13 protein-coding genes are annotated in these 12,871 nt (G+C 66.7%); 2 read left to right on the top strand and 11 right to left on the bottom strand.

From position 1 onward, the window contains the following. The 11 genes from AX702_RS09810 to AX702_RS09765 all read right to left on the bottom strand — a co-directional run. Positions 1–1,090, bottom strand: a 1,090-nt coding sequence (locus AX702_RS09810) for an NAD(P)/FAD-dependent oxidoreductase (RefSeq protein ID WP_156455432.1), incomplete at its 3' end; no start/stop codon positions are given. 65 nt (positions 1,091–1,155) lie between these two features. Then, on the bottom strand, positions 1,156–1,335 hold the full coding sequence (locus tag AX702_RS09805) for a hypothetical protein (protein ID WP_066778880.1): 180 nt from the start codon (positions 1,333–1,335) through the stop codon (positions 1,156–1,158). A gap of 135 nt (positions 1,336–1,470) precedes the next feature. Further along, positions 1,471–2,997: a peptide chain release factor 3 gene (locus tag AX702_RS09800; protein ID WP_066778878.1), complete on the bottom strand. Its 1,527-nt coding sequence runs from the start codon at positions 2,995–2,997 to the stop codon at positions 1,471–1,473. A 135-nt stretch (positions 2,998–3,132) separates the two neighbouring features. Further along, positions 3,133–4,530 carry a threonine synthase gene (thrC, locus tag AX702_RS09795; RefSeq protein ID WP_066778877.1) on the bottom strand — a complete coding sequence of 466 codons (1,398 nt, stop codon included), beginning with the start codon at positions 4,528–4,530 and terminating at the stop codon, positions 3,133–3,135. A 578-nt stretch (positions 4,531–5,108) separates the two neighbouring features. Beyond that, entirely contained in the window at positions 5,109–5,711 is a 603-nt protein-coding gene (locus tag AX702_RS09790; RefSeq protein ID WP_066778876.1) for an SURF1 family cytochrome oxidase biogenesis protein, read from the bottom strand. Continuing rightward, positions 5,708–6,097, bottom strand: coding sequence for a DUF983 domain-containing protein (locus AX702_RS09785; protein WP_066778875.1), 390 nt, complete (start codon positions 6,095–6,097; stop codon positions 5,708–5,710). Before AX702_RS09785 ends, AX702_RS09790 begins: the two co-directional genes overlap by 4 nt. A 5-nt stretch (positions 6,098–6,102) precedes the next feature. Beyond that, the gene (locus AX702_RS09780; RefSeq protein ID WP_066778874.1) at positions 6,103–7,026 is read right to left on the bottom strand and encodes a cytochrome c oxidase subunit 3; all 924 of its coding nucleotides are present in this window, start codon (positions 7,024–7,026) and stop codon (positions 6,103–6,105) included. A 38-nt stretch (positions 7,027–7,064) separates the two neighbouring features. Further along, the gene (locus tag AX702_RS09775) at positions 7,065–7,610 is read right to left on the bottom strand and encodes a cytochrome c oxidase assembly protein (RefSeq protein ID WP_066778872.1); all 546 of its coding nucleotides are present in this window, start codon (positions 7,608–7,610) and stop codon (positions 7,065–7,067) included. After that, the gene (locus AX702_RS22510; protein WP_177179079.1) at positions 7,607–7,747 is read right to left on the bottom strand and encodes a hypothetical protein; all 141 of its coding nucleotides are present in this window, start codon (positions 7,745–7,747) and stop codon (positions 7,607–7,609) included. Before AX702_RS22510 ends, AX702_RS09775 begins: the two co-directional genes overlap by 4 nt. Then, positions 7,744–8,643 carry a heme o synthase gene (locus AX702_RS09770; protein WP_066778870.1) on the bottom strand — a complete coding sequence of 300 codons (900 nt, stop codon included), beginning with the start codon at positions 8,641–8,643 and terminating at the stop codon, positions 7,744–7,746. The genes AX702_RS22510 and AX702_RS09770 overlap by 4 nt, the downstream gene beginning before the upstream one ends. 345 nt (positions 8,644–8,988) lie before the next feature. Further along, positions 8,989–9,690: a nitroreductase family protein gene (locus tag AX702_RS09765; protein WP_082746185.1), complete on the bottom strand. Its 702-nt coding sequence runs from the start codon at positions 9,688–9,690 to the stop codon at positions 8,989–8,991. Positions 9,691–9,783: 93 nt separating this feature from the next. On the opposite strand from AX702_RS09765, the gene AX702_RS09760 reads away from it, so the two are divergent. Together AX702_RS09760 and AX702_RS09755 are read left to right on the top strand one after the other, a co-directional pair. Further along, positions 9,784–11,517: an N-acyl-D-amino-acid deacylase family protein gene (locus AX702_RS09760; RefSeq protein WP_066778868.1), complete on the top strand. Its 1,734-nt coding sequence runs from the start codon at positions 9,784–9,786 to the stop codon at positions 11,515–11,517. A gap of 336 nt (positions 11,518–11,853) precedes the next feature. Beyond that, positions 11,854–12,801, top strand: coding sequence for a 3-keto-5-aminohexanoate cleavage protein (locus AX702_RS09755; RefSeq protein WP_066778866.1), 948 nt, complete (start codon positions 11,854–11,856; stop codon positions 12,799–12,801). Positions 12,802–12,871: the final 70 nt, after the last annotated feature.

Here is a 12,871-nt window from a genome sequence, read left to right as displayed (position 1 = left end):
CCGCCTCGCCGATCACGTGCAGCCCCGGCACTCGCCGCGCCTCCATCGTCTGCGACGACAGGTCCGCGGTGGATACCCCGCCGACCGTCACCTCGGCCTTGCCGAATCCCTCGCTGCCGTTCGGCTCGAAGCGCCACGCCGCCAGCCGCTGCTCCGCGGCGGCGAGCTTCGCATCGGGCAGGTTCGCCAGCTCGCCGCCGACGCCCAGTTGCTGCGCCAGCGCGTCGGCCAGCCGCTGCGGCATCGCGCCCGCCAGCAGCTTCGTCACCCCCGCACGCGGCGTCGCGCGCTTGGCGGCGCGTAGCCACCCCTCGTCATGCCCCGGCAGCAGATCCACCGTGATCGGCTCGCCATGCCGCCAGTATGAGGACACCTGCAGCACCGCCGGCCCGGAAAGCCCGCGATGCGTGAACAGCATCGCCTCGCGAAACTGCGCCTTGTTGCTGCGGGCTACCACCTCGGTCGCGACCCCCGCCAGAGCGCGGAACGGATCCTCCCCGCTGAGCGTCAGCGGCACCAGCGCCGGCCGCGGCTCCACCACTTTAAGCCCGAAGCGCCGTGCCAGATCGTAAGCGAAGCCGGTTGCCCCCATCTTGGGGATCGAAGGCCCGCCCGTCGCGATCACCAGCGCCGCGGCGCTGGCTTCCCGGCCGCCATAGGTCACGCGAAACCGCCCGTCGGCGTGATCGACCGCACCGATCGCCTGCCCCAGCGCGATATCGACATGCCCCTGGTCGCATTCGTCCAGCAGCATGGCGACGATCTGCCGCGCAGAGCCATCGCAGAACAACTGCCCCAGCGTCTTCTCATGCCAGGCGATGCCGTAGCGCTCGACCAGCGCCAGGAAGTCCGCCGGCGTGTACCGGGCGAGCGCGGAGCGCGCGAAATGCGGATTGGCCGACAGGAACCTGTCGGGCGCGGTGCCGATGTTGGTGAAATTGCACCGGCCGCCGCCGGAGATCAGGATCTTCTTGCCGGCCCTTTCGGCATGATCGATCACCAGCACGCGCCGCCCGCGCTGCCCCGCCACGGCGGCGCACATCAGCCCCGCCGCGCCGGCGCCCAGCACGATTGCGTCATAGTCGGTCATGGGAGGGGCCTTCAGGCTCTGCCGGCATGTCGCTCAGGCCGGTATGGACGGAATGGCGATACAGCCTAGTGCAGCTTGGCGATCGACAGCCCGTCCTTCTTCGCCTGCTCCTTCACCGATTCCTCGCTTCGGGTCAGCGCCTTGGCAATCGCCTTCAGCGCCATGCCTTTCTTGGCGAGCGTGTGCAGCTTCTGGATCTCGTCCGGGCGCCAGGGCTGGCGATGTCGTTCAAAGCGTTCGGCCATGGGACCTCCTACCCTATCCCATCCATCATCGTCATCCCCGCGAAGGCGGGGATCCATAAACGCTAGCGTGGCGACTCTTGCGAAGACATGCGCGTCTGGATTCCCGCCTCCGCGGGAATGACGGCAGTGGACTGATCACCGCTCGCGCGTCGCCGCGAACCGCACCTTGGAATAGCGATCGGCGATATAGCCCACTTCCCACGCGCTCTTGGCGAGGAACACCGGGTTGCCGTCGCGATCCTTGGCCAGCGCGCCACGGTTCAGGTCCATGAAGTCCTTCAGCGCCGCGGGGTCCTCCGCGGAAATCCAGCGCGCGGTGTCGAACGGCGACGCCTCCAGATTCGCGCCCACCTTATATTCCGCCTCCAGCCGCGACAGCAGAACGTCGAGCTGCAGCTGCCCGACCACGCCGATGATCCAGTTCGACCCGATCTCCGGATAGAACACCTGGATCACGCCTTCTTCGGACAGATCGTCCAGCGCCTTGCGCAGCTGCTTCGTCTTGGTCGGATCCTTCAGCGCCACGCGCCGCAGGATCTCCGGCGCGAAGTTCGGCAGGCCAGTAATCCGCACCCCGGGCCGCTCGCTCAGCGTATCGCCGACCCGCAACGTACCGTGATTGGGGATGCCGATGATGTCGCCCGGAAACGCCTCGTCGGCGATCTCGCGGTCCTGCGCGAAGAAAAGGATCGGCGAATGCACCGCGATCGGTTTGCCGTGTCCGGTCGGCGTCAGCTTCATGCCGCGCTTGAACGTGCCCGAGCACAGCCGCATGAACGCGATCCGGTCGCGATGCTGCGGATCCATGTTCGCCTGCACCTTGAAGACGAAGCCGGTCACGTCCTTCTCGCCCGGATCGACGGGCGCCGGCTCGGCCGGCTGCGGGCGCGGCGGCGGCGCATAAGCGGCCAGCGCCGCGATCAGCTCCGCCGGGCCGAAATCCTTCAGCGCCGACCCGAAATAGACCGGCGTCAGGTCGCCGGCGCGATAGGCTTCACCATCGAACGCGGCATAGCCGGCCTGCGCGAGCTCGATCTCCTCGGCGACCTGCTCCGGCAGCGCGGGCGCTTCCTCGGTCCGACCCTGGAAGGTGCGGCTGTCGCCATCGGGGCGGCTGATGCGATTGGTCTTGAGATCCAATATGCCCTCGAACGTGCCGCCCATGCCCACCGGCCAGCTCATCGGGCACACGTCCAGCGCCAGCACGTCGGCGATCTCGTCCAGCAGCTCGAACGGAGAGCGCCCCTCGCGGTCCACCTTGTTGACAAAGGTGATGATCGGCACGTTGCGCAGTCGGCACACCTCGAACAGCTTGCGCGTCTGCGCCTCGATGCCGCGGGCCGCGTCGATCACCATGACGGCGGAATCGACCGCGGTCAGCGTGCGGTACGTGTCCTCGCTGAAATCCTCGTGGCCCGGCGTATCGAGCAGGTTGAAGAACACGCCGTCCTTCTCGAACGTCATCACGGAGGACGTGACGGAGATGCCGCGCTGTTGCTCGATCTTCATCCAGTCGGATCGGGCACGCCGGTTTGCCCCACGCGCCTTCACCTCGCCCGCCAGGTGGATCGCGCCGCCGACGTACAGCAGCTTCTCAGTCAGCGTCGTCTTGCCGGCGTCAGGGTGCGAGATGATCGCAAAGGTACGGCGGGGGGATGGCATGTCAGGTCTCTAGTGAAAAATCGGGACGGCGTCACAATCCCCGTCGGTGCTGAGCTTGTCGAAGCACGTGCCCCAATCGGTGCCGTGTGTGACGCGCCTTCGACAAGCTTGGGACGAACGGGTGAGAGTTAAGCGCTAGCTCCGGGGCGTGGCGCGCCCGGCGATATAGTCACTTACCGCCGCAAAGGTAGCGTCCAATGTGTCGAACGCTTCCTCGCGCTCGAACAGGTCGCCGACGCGCGACGGCAACGAGGGGCTGAGGCCCGTCGCACGCTCCACCGCTTCCGGAAATTTCGCCGGGTGCGCCGTCGCCAGCGTCACCATCGGCACGTCCAGCTTCTGCCGCCGCGCCGCGGCCAGCGCGATCGCCGTGTGCGGATCGATCGTCTCATTGGCATGTTCGTGCGCCCAGCGCATCGCGCCGGCCATGCCATCGCCATCGACGCTGGCGCTGATCAGGTGAGTCGCCGCGCCGCTGTGCTGCGCTTCCGTCAGCCGCATCGCCTTGCTCGCCTCGAATCCGCTCATCTGCCCCGCCAGCGCCACGCCGTCACGCCCGCCAAGGTCGAACAGCAGCCGCTCGAAGTTGGAAGACACCTGAATGTCCATCGACGGGGTGGCGGTCGGCACGACCTCAGCCGAGGAATAATCCCCGGCGGATAGCGCACGATGAAGGATGTCGTTGACGTTGGTGGCGACCACCAGCCGCGCTACCGGTAGCCCCATCTTGGCCGCGACATAGCCGGCGAACACGTCACCGAAATTGCCGGTCGGCACGCTGAACGCGATCTCGCGCTCCGGTGCGCCCAGCCGGACGGCGGCGTAGAAATAATACACCACCTGCGCCATCAGGCGGGCCCAGTTGATGGAGTTCACCGCGCTCAGGCGGAAACGGCGCGAGAATGCCGCATCGTTGAACATCGCCTTCACCAGCGCCTGCGCCGTGTCGAAATCGCCGCGGATTGCGATATTGTGGACGTTCGGCGCGCGCACCGTCGTCATCTGCCGCCGCTGCACCTCGCTCACCCGCCCGGCGGGATGGAGCATGAAGATGTCGATGTTCGCGCGGCCCGCCACCGCATCGATCGCGGCGGAGCCGGTGTCGCCGCTGGTCGCACCGACGATCGTCAGCGGCCCCTCACTGTCGCCGGTCAGGAACCGTTCGAACAGCAGGCCCAGCAGCTGCAGCGCCACGTCCTTGAACGCCAGCGTCGGGCCATGGAACAATTCCAGCAGCCATTGATCATGATCGAGCTGCTTCAGCGGCGTGACGGCGGCATGCGCGAACCGCCCGTACGCCTGCTCACACAGCGCGCGCAGCTCCTCACGGCTCAGCGCCTCGCCCACGAACGGCGCCATCACCGCCACCGCCGTGTCGACATAGGACAGGCCGGCCATGCCAGCGATCTCGTCACGCGACAGCGTCGGCCACGTCTCCGGCACATAGAGCCCGCCGTCCGACGCGAGCCCGGTCAGCGTCGCGCCGCGAAAATCGAGGGTCGGGGCGGCTCCACGGGTGCTGATATAGCGCATGGACGTGCCGGTTAGCTGCGCCGCCCGCCGGATACAACCACGCCTGGCTATCGCGCGCCAAAGCCGGCCTTGATCGCGCGGGAAAGCCGGCTCGATCACCCCGATGCGCCTCCAGGTCGAAGGCCGGGGCATCACGCCGAGGCAGCAACACCGCTCTTCCATTTGCACCCGGCACGCAAAGCACGCCTGCGGGGATGTAGAGCGCTCAGGTGGCGAGCTCCCCGGACGACGCGCGCAAGCTTCGCACCACCCACTTCGTCATGCCGGGCTTGTCCCGGCATCCAGGGTGCCGCAAACACACCCGCCGTTCAGTTCGCGGGCCACTGGATCCCGGCACAAGACTGGGATGACGCAGCTCCTGTGGCAGCCAGAGAGTTTCGCAAAGGCCTCACACAAGATACGGGTGGAGGGCGGCGCGCGGTGTTTACTGTCGCAGTACTTGGGCCAGCGCCTCGACCCTGAGGTGAAGTCAAAATAAAAGGAGGTCGCCGGCCCACTCCCCTTCGCGTCGAGCATGTTCCCCCGTGTCGAAAGCGCTCCCCCGCGCTACAGCACGGCCTCTTCAAGAATAAGCGCCTTCAACGCCCCATTCGCCGCCGCAGCGCCACGACATAGATCACGCCGGCCAGCCCCGCGAAAAACAGCCATTGCCCGGCATAGGCCAGGTGATTGTTCGGCACGAGGCCGACATCGGGCCGCGTATTGGCCGCCAGCCCCGCCGCCGGCGTGTCAGCCACCAGCAGCATTTCCTGCGGCACGCGGCGGAACAGGCGGGAGATCATCGGCGTCGCATCCGGCGCGTGGCTGATCCAGCCGCGCACCGCGCCGCCCGTCCAGCGCACTTCCTTGAACGGATCGCGCGTCGTGCCAAGCTGCACCTTGATCGCCCGTCCGCCCGCGTCCGTCCGGCATTCGGCGATCAGGCGATAGCCAGCGCTGCCCGCCCCGGCCCGGCTGATCCCGTTCACTTCGCGGCACAGGGCCGCGCTGCGGCGGAACAGCAGGCGATCGTCCGGTGCCCTCGGAAAGGCGACCGGCGGCTGCGCCGGATTGGCGGCAAGCTGCGCCAGCTGCGCTTCCTTCTCGGGCAGGCGCACCAGCCCCTGCCACAGCCCCAACGTGATCATCACGGCCACGGCCACGACCACCAGGATCGTCGGCAGAACGGGAATGCGCTTCATCGGCGGATCCGGCCTTCCGCGGCGCGGTTGCGATATTCCAGCGCGAGCAGCCAGCCCTTCGCGATGCGCAGGCTCAGCAGCACGCCGCCCAGCGTCACCGGTGTCCAGATCAGCATCTGAAGCCACAGAGGGGGCGAGACGCTCAGCTCCAAAGCAATGGCACCGATCGTCACCAGCGTGCCGAGGATGAGCGTCAGGAACGCGGCCGGCCCGTCGCCGACATTGAAGGCCGCGATGTCGAGCCCGCAGGCGCGGCATCGGTCGGCGAACCGGATCAACCCGGCAAACAGGTCGGGGGCGCCGCAGCGCGGGCACAAACCCTTTACCCCGCAATCGAAAGGGCGCGGCTCCCCCTTGTGGAGAGCCGCGCCCGTCTCGTCAGTCACTTCGATCAGCCGCCGTGGACCGGCGCGCCCCAGCCGCCCCAGATGTAGATGGAGACGAACAGGAACAGCCACACGACGTCAACGAAGTGCCAGTACCAGGCTGCCGCTTCGAAGCCGAAATGCTGCTTGGGCGTGAAGTCCCCCTTATAGGCGCGGATCAGGCAGACGATCAGGAAGATCGTCCCAACGATCACGTGGAAACCGTGGAAGCCGGTCGCCATGAAGAAGGACGCGCCATAGTTGATGCCCTTGAACGGGAATGGCGCGTGCATGTATTCATAGGCCTGGATGAAGCTGAAGATCAGGCCGAGAACGACCGTCAGCCACAGGCCCTTCAGCACGCCATCGCGATCGCCCACGCCGATCATGCCCCACAGGCCGCGCTTCTCGCCGCCACGCTGATCGTGAATCAGCGCATGGTGCGCCCAGGTCACGGTGGTGCCCGAGGTCAGCAGGATCAGCGTGTTGAGCAGCGGCAGTTCGAAGGCGTTGATGACTTCGAGGCCCTTGGGCGGCCACTGCGCCGCGATCGCCGCCGTTTCGCTCGCCCGCTCGACCGCGCCGTCGACGAAGGCAATCGCATCGGGGAAGAGGGCGAAGTCGAAATAGGCCCAGAACCAGCCCACGAAGAACATCACTTCGGAAGCGATGAACAGGATCATGCCATAGCGGAAATGCAGCTGCACCACCGGCGTGTGATCGCCCGCATGCGCTTCCTTGATGACGTTGCGCCACCAGCAGAACATCGAGAACAGCACCGCCGCCAGGCCGGCGAAGAACAGGAACCCGCCGCCGTTCGGCTTGCCCACGTGCCCGCCGTGCATCCACATGATGGCGCCGGAGGCCATCGCCAGCGCCGAAAAGGAGCTGATCATGGGCCAAGGATCGGGAGGCAGAATATGGTAGTCGTGGTTCTTGGCGCCGGCCATCGGGCTCTTCCCCTATAGAAACTCGAATTTTCGTCCGCTTAACTCGCCGCCTTGTCGGAATCTACCGGGTAAAACGTGTAGCTGAGCGTGATCGTCTCGATATCCCGCGTGTCGGGATCCTCAAGGATTTTCGGATCGACGTAATAGATGACGGGCATGCGCATGCTCTCGCCCGCCTTCAGCGTCTGCTGGGTGAAGCAGAAACATTCGATCTTGGTGAAATATTTGCCGGCCTGCTCGGGCGTCACGTTGAACGTCGCCGTCCCGGTGATGTCGGTCGCCGCGCGATTCGTCGCGTTGAAGAAGGCCATGCTGCGGGCGCCGACCGCCACCGTCTGGCTCGATTGCTCGGCGGAGAAGCGCCACGGCAGGCGGGTGTTGGTGTTGGCGTCGAAATCGACCTTCATCTGCGCGTTCACCGCGCCCGGCGCCGCCGCGCCGCGCTGCGTCGTGCCGGCAAAGCCAGTCACCTGGCAGAACAGGCGGTACAGCGGCACGCTGGCAAAGGCGAGGCCGGTCATGAAGAAGATGCTCAGCACGGCAAAGGCGGCGGTGCGCCCCTTGCTGGAAAACACCCGGATCATCGCGCCGCGATGCCCTGCTGGATCTTCACCAGCGAGATGGCGAAGACGAGGATCACAAAGGCACCCAGCAGAACCGCCATCACGATCGCGCGGCTCTTCTGCCGCCGCCGCACCAGATCTTCCTCGTCCTGCCTCATGCCATCCACCGATCGACCACCAACGCCCCGAACACCACGAAAAGGTACAGGATCGAATATTTGAACAGCGCCTTTTCCGGCAGCATGGCGTCATCCGTGCCCGTCGTGCGGGTCGCGACGCGCAGCGCCAGCACGCCGAACCAGCCGGTCAGCAGCAACGAGGCCACGCCATAGATCGGCCCCGTCAGCCCCAGCGGCCATGGCGCCACCGCCGCCAGCGCCATCGGCACCGTGTAGAGCCCGATCTGCCGCCGCGTCACCTTTTCGCCGGCGACCACCGGCAGCATCGGCACGCCGGCATTGGCGTAATCGGTCTTCACGAACAGCGCGAGCGCCCAGAAGTGCGGCGGCGTCCACAGGAACACCAGCATGAACAGCAACAGCGGCAGCACCGCGACCTCGCCCGTCGCCGCGGCCCAGCCGATCAGCGGCGGAAAGGCGCCGGCCGCCCCGCCGATCACGATGTTCTGCGGCGTCCGCCGCTTCAGCCACACGGTGTAGATGAGGACGTAGAACAGGATCGAAATGGTCAGGATCGCGGCTGCGGCAAGGTTCAGCGCCAGCCCCATCAGAATGACCGAAAAGGCGCCCAGCCCCACGCCGAAATGCAGCGCCGACTGCTTGTCCATCCGCCCGGCGGGCAGCGGCCGCGCCGCGGTGCGCTTCATCATCGCGTCGAGATCGGCCTCATACCATTGGTTGAGGGTTCCCGCCGCGCCCGCACCCAGCGCGATGCACAGGATCGCGGTGAAGCCCAGCACCGGATGGATCGAAACCGGCGCCGCCAGCATCCCGCACAGCCCCGTGAAGACGACAAGCGTGAGCACGCGCGGCTTGGTAAGCGCAAGGAAGTCCCGCCAGTCGGCTGGCGGCAGGAGGGGCGTTGCAGGTGTCATCGGTTGAACAGTCGCCATAGTCACTTGCGATACCGGGGGAAAGGGGAAGCATCACCCCCCCACCAACGTCATCCCGCCCTTGCGCCGGGATCCAAGTCGCCGCGTACTGCGGAGTCGGAGGGGCAGACGACAGTGCCTGCGGAGACATGGATCCCGGATCCAGTCCGGGATGACACAGCGACTTCGGCCGCCATCAGCACCCACCCCGTCATCCCGGCGAAGGCGGGGATCCATACGCGCAGAGCTCCCGAGAGAAGCAGCAGAGCTCCCGAGAGAAGCAAAGGTCAGCGCCAATAGGTTCCCGCCTGCGCGGGAACCACAAAGGCGATCGCCCAAATCGGCCCCTCACCCGTGCAGCACATGATCCCGATCGCGCACCGTGCGGGCCGTATTCGCCGGGTGCTCCGCATCCTCATAGCCAAAAGCGATGCCGAACAAGAGCTTCTGGTCATCGCCCACGCCCAGCTCGCGGTGGACGATCTCGGCATGGTGGCTCAGCGCCCCTTGCGCGCAGGAGGCGAGCCCGTTGGCCGTCAACGCCAGCATGAACGACTGCGCATACATGCCGCAATCCGCCGCCTCGCGCATCCCCGCCCAGGCCGGGATGAACAGGAACATGGCGTGCGGCGCATCGAAGAAGCGGAAGTTGCGCAGGAACGATTCGGTGCGCGCCGCGACATCCTCGCGCGCCACGTTGGTGGCGGCGAACAGCGCCTTGGCCGCATCGATCTGCCGCCCGCGATAATGGCCCGGATAGGCGCCGGTCAGCGGAAAGTCCGGCGTGATCTTGGTCCCGGTCTTCGCCGCATCATGCAGCACGGTGCGCATCCGCTCGGCTGCATCGCCGGACACGACATGCGCCGTCCACGGCTGAACGTTGCAATTGGAGGGCGCGAGCTGCGCCATATCGAGCACGCGCTCCAGCAACTCGGCCGGCACCGGATCCTTCTTGAACCCGCGCACGGAGCGTCGTTCGCGCAACAGGCCCTCCAGCACGTCGCTCTCGTTCACCCGCTCAACTGCCCCCGCCACTGCTGTCGTCGCCATTGCCCGCTCCTAAGTCACTCGTTCGAATCTCCTTGCCTCAGCCCCGCGCGGAAGTCACCATCACCGGCAAAAGACGAACAATGGAGAGGTGCGATGTACGACCTGATTATTCGGGGCGGCACGATCGTCGATGGATCGGGCTCGGCCCCCTATCGGGGCGACGTGGCGATCACCGGCGATCGCATCGTCGCAGTGGGCGCGGTGTCCGGCGCGGCAAGGCGCGAGATCGACGCGACGGACAAGCTCGTCACCCCCGGCTGGGTCGATATCCACACCCATTACGATGGCCAGATCACCTGGGCCTCGCGCATGGATCCTTCCTCCACGCTCGGCGCGACCACCGTGGTCGTCGGCAATTGCGGCGTCGGCTTCGCGCCCGTCCGTCCGCAGGATCACGACACGCTGATTCGCCTGATGGAGGGCGTTGAGGACATTCCCGGCGCCGCGCTGCACGAAGGGCTGTCCTGGCAGTGGGAGAGCTTCGGCGAATATATGGATGCCATCGACCGGCTGCCGCACGACATCGACGTCGCCGTTCAGGTGCCGCACGGCGCCTTGCGCGTCTATGTCATGGGCGAGCGCGGCGCGAACCGCGATCCCGCCACGCCGGAGGAGAATGAGGAAATGCGCCGCCTCACCGCGGACGCGATTCGCGCCGGCGCGCTCGGCTTTTCCACGACCCGCACCATGGTTCACCGCACCGCCGACGGGGATCTCACCCCCACCGTCCGCGCCGCGCGCGAGGAAATGGAGGCGATCGCCCGCGGTATCGCCGATGCCGGCTCGGGCGTCCTGCAATGGGTGTCCGATTTCCAGGAAATGGACGAGGAATTCAGCCTCGTCCGCGATCTGACCAGGATCGCCGGCCAGCCGCTCAGTTTCTCGATGGTCCAGGCCGATGTGGTGCCGAACCAGTGGCGGGAGTTGACCAAGCGGCTCGATGCTTCCGTCGCCGAGGGCTATCCCTTGAAGGCGCAGATCGCCGGTCGCCCGGTCGGTCTGATGCTCGGCCTTCAAGGCTCGGTCCACCCCTTTATCAGCCGGCCAAGCTATCGCGAGATTGCTGATCTGCCGCTGGCGGAAAAGGTCGCCCGGATGCGCGATCCCGAATATCGCGCGCGCCTGATCGCCGAGATGCCGGAGAAGGATCATCCCTTCGTCAATTCGGTCGCCGGCGCGCAGCACAAGATGTTCCGCATCGGGACCCGCGTCGACTACGAGCCCGATCCCTCGACCAGCCTCGCCGCCGAGGCCGAGCGGCTGGGCGTCCACCCCGACGAACTCGTTTATGACGCGCTGCTGGAGGATGAGGGCCGCGCCTTCCTCTTCTTCCCGATGCACAATTACGTTGAGGGCAACCTCGACAACGTGCACGCGATGATCACCAATCCGAATACGCTGTCGGGCCTGTCCGATGGCGGCGCGCATGTCGGCGCGATCTGCGACGTCAGCCTCCCCACCTTCATGCTGACCCACTGGTGCCGCGATCGCACGCGCGGTCCCCGGCTCGATCTGGCCGAAACGGTGAAGCAGCAGACCCTCGATACGGCCAGGGCGGTCGGCCTCGATGATCGCGGCCTGCTCGCCCCCGGCTATCTGGCGGACGTCAACGTGATCGACTTCGACGCGCTCGAACTCGGCAAGCCGTACATGGTGTACGATCTCCCCACCGGCGCCCGCCGCCTGATGCAAAAGGCGGTCGGCTACCTCGCGACGATCAAGTCGGGCCAGGTGATCTACAAGGATGGCGCGCCGACCGACGCGCTGCCGGGCAAGCTGATCCGCGGGCGGCAGCCGGCCCCCACGCCGGAAGCGATCGCGGCATAGAATGCTACGCACCACCAGATATGCTCCGTCATCCCGGTCCTGTGCCGGCGCCCAGCGCGCCGCAAACTCCCACGCTGACGAAGCGCTGCATCGTAGATGTCGCGACAAGCCCGGCGTGACGAAGTTGATGACGTCCGGGCACCGGTCGCGTCCCTCCGTCCGGATGTTGCCTGAGGCGGAGCGGCGCCTCACATCCTCCGTCATCCCGGCCTTGAGCCGGGATCCATCTGTCAGCGACCGCTGTCGCTCGCTCTTCCAGCTACGGCGCTCGCAGCACCTTGGATCCCGGCTCAAGGCGGGGATGACAGCTCCTCTTTGGCTTGCGGCGGGTCCAACATGACCCCCCTCATCATCGAGGCCGCGCTGAACGGCGCCACCCCCAAGTCCCGCAACCCCAAGGCGCCGATCACCCCGGCGGAACTCACCACTGAGGCGCTCGCCGCGATGGAGGCCGGCGCCGCGATCATCCACACGCATATCGAGCGGATGGACATGACCGGCGACGCCGCGGTTGATCGCTACATGGCGGCCTACGCGCCGATCCTCGAACAACGGCCCGACGCGATCCTCTGGGGAACCGTCGCCACCGGCCCCGATGTTGAGGCGCGCTTCGGTCATTACCGCGGCCTCGCCCGCGCTGGCGTGCGGATGGGCGCGTTCGATCCCGGCTCCGTGAACCTCGGCACGCATGGCGCGGATGGCGTGCCGGGCGCGTCGGTGCTTTACGCCACCACCTATCGCGACATCGCCTGGCTCGCCGACCTGCACGATCAGGAGCGACTAGGCCCCGCCATCGCCATCTACGAGCCCGGTTGGCTGCGCACCACGCTCGCCTATGAACAGGCCGGGAAGCTGCCCGCGGGCGCCTTTGTGAAGCTCTATTTCGGCGGCCGCTACAATTTCCTCGATGGCAAGCGCAGCAACGTCACCTTCGGCCTGCCCCCGACCGAAAAGGCGCTCGACGCTTATCTCGAGATGCTGGAGGGCTCCTCGCTTCCCTGGGCCGTCGCCGCGATCGGCGACTGCGTGGTCGAGACGGGCCTCGCCAGGCTCGCGATCGAGCGCGGCGGCCATGTCCGCGTCGGGCTGGAGGATTTCGGCGGCGAGCGTCAGCCGGGCAATCTGGCGCTGATCGCCGAGGTGGTGGCCTTGGCGAAAGAGGCCGGTCGTCCGATCGCCACGCCCGTTGACGCTGCCCGAATCCTCAACCTTCCCATAAAATCCGACCTGTTCAGCAAGAGCAGTTCCCCGGCGAAGGCCGGGGCCCAGATCGGAAAGCGCTGATGACGGCACGACACGCCAAATACGTCCCCCAACTGAACCCCGGCCTTCGCCGGGGAACAGAGCACGACGT

Origin of the sequence: Sphingomonas sp. CCH5-D11 (assembly GCF_001557395.1) — a bacterium.
Classification (GTDB): Bacteria; Pseudomonadota; Alphaproteobacteria; order Sphingomonadales; family Sphingomonadaceae; genus Sphingomonas.
The sequence above is the reverse complement of the archived record's forward strand: the minus strand, read 5'-3'. Positions and strand labels throughout refer to the sequence as shown.

What these genes read in the sequence shown, in the direction of transcription:
- AX702_RS09805 (WP_066778880.1), bottom strand. Translation starts at nt 1,335, where the DNA reads ATGGCCGAACGCTTTGAACGACATCGCCAGCCCTGGCGCCCGGACGAG.
- AX702_RS09800 (WP_066778878.1), bottom strand. Translation starts at nt 2,997, where the DNA reads ATGCCATCCCCCCGCCGTACCTTTGCGATCATCTCGCACCCTGACGCC.
- thrC (WP_066778877.1), bottom strand. Translation starts at nt 4,530, where the DNA reads ATGCGCTATATCAGCACCCGTGGAGCCGCCCCGACCCTCGATTTTCGC.
- AX702_RS09790 (WP_066778876.1), bottom strand. Translation starts at nt 5,711, where the DNA reads ATGAAGCGCATTCCCGTTCTGCCGACGATCCTGGTGGTCGTGGCCGTG.
- AX702_RS09780 (WP_066778874.1), bottom strand. Translation starts at nt 7,026, where the DNA reads ATGGCCGGCGCCAAGAACCACGACTACCATATTCTGCCTCCCGATCCT.
- AX702_RS09775 (WP_066778872.1), bottom strand. Translation starts at nt 7,610, where the DNA reads ATGATCCGGGTGTTTTCCAGCAAGGGGCGCACCGCCGCCTTTGCCGTG.
- AX702_RS22510 (WP_177179079.1), bottom strand. Translation starts at nt 7,747, where the DNA reads ATGAGGCAGGACGAGGAAGATCTGGTGCGGCGGCGGCAGAAGAGCCGC.
- AX702_RS09770 (WP_066778870.1), bottom strand. Translation starts at nt 8,643, where the DNA reads ATGACACCTGCAACGCCCCTCCTGCCGCCAGCCGACTGGCGGGACTTC.
- AX702_RS09765 (WP_082746185.1), bottom strand. Translation starts at nt 9,690, where the DNA reads ATGGCGACGACAGCAGTGGCGGGGGCAGTTGAGCGGGTGAACGAGAGC.
- AX702_RS09760 (WP_066778868.1), top strand. Translation starts at nt 9,784, where the DNA reads ATGTACGACCTGATTATTCGGGGCGGCACGATCGTCGATGGATCGGGC.
- AX702_RS09755 (WP_066778866.1), top strand. Translation starts at nt 11,854, where the DNA reads ATGACCCCCCTCATCATCGAGGCCGCGCTGAACGGCGCCACCCCCAAG.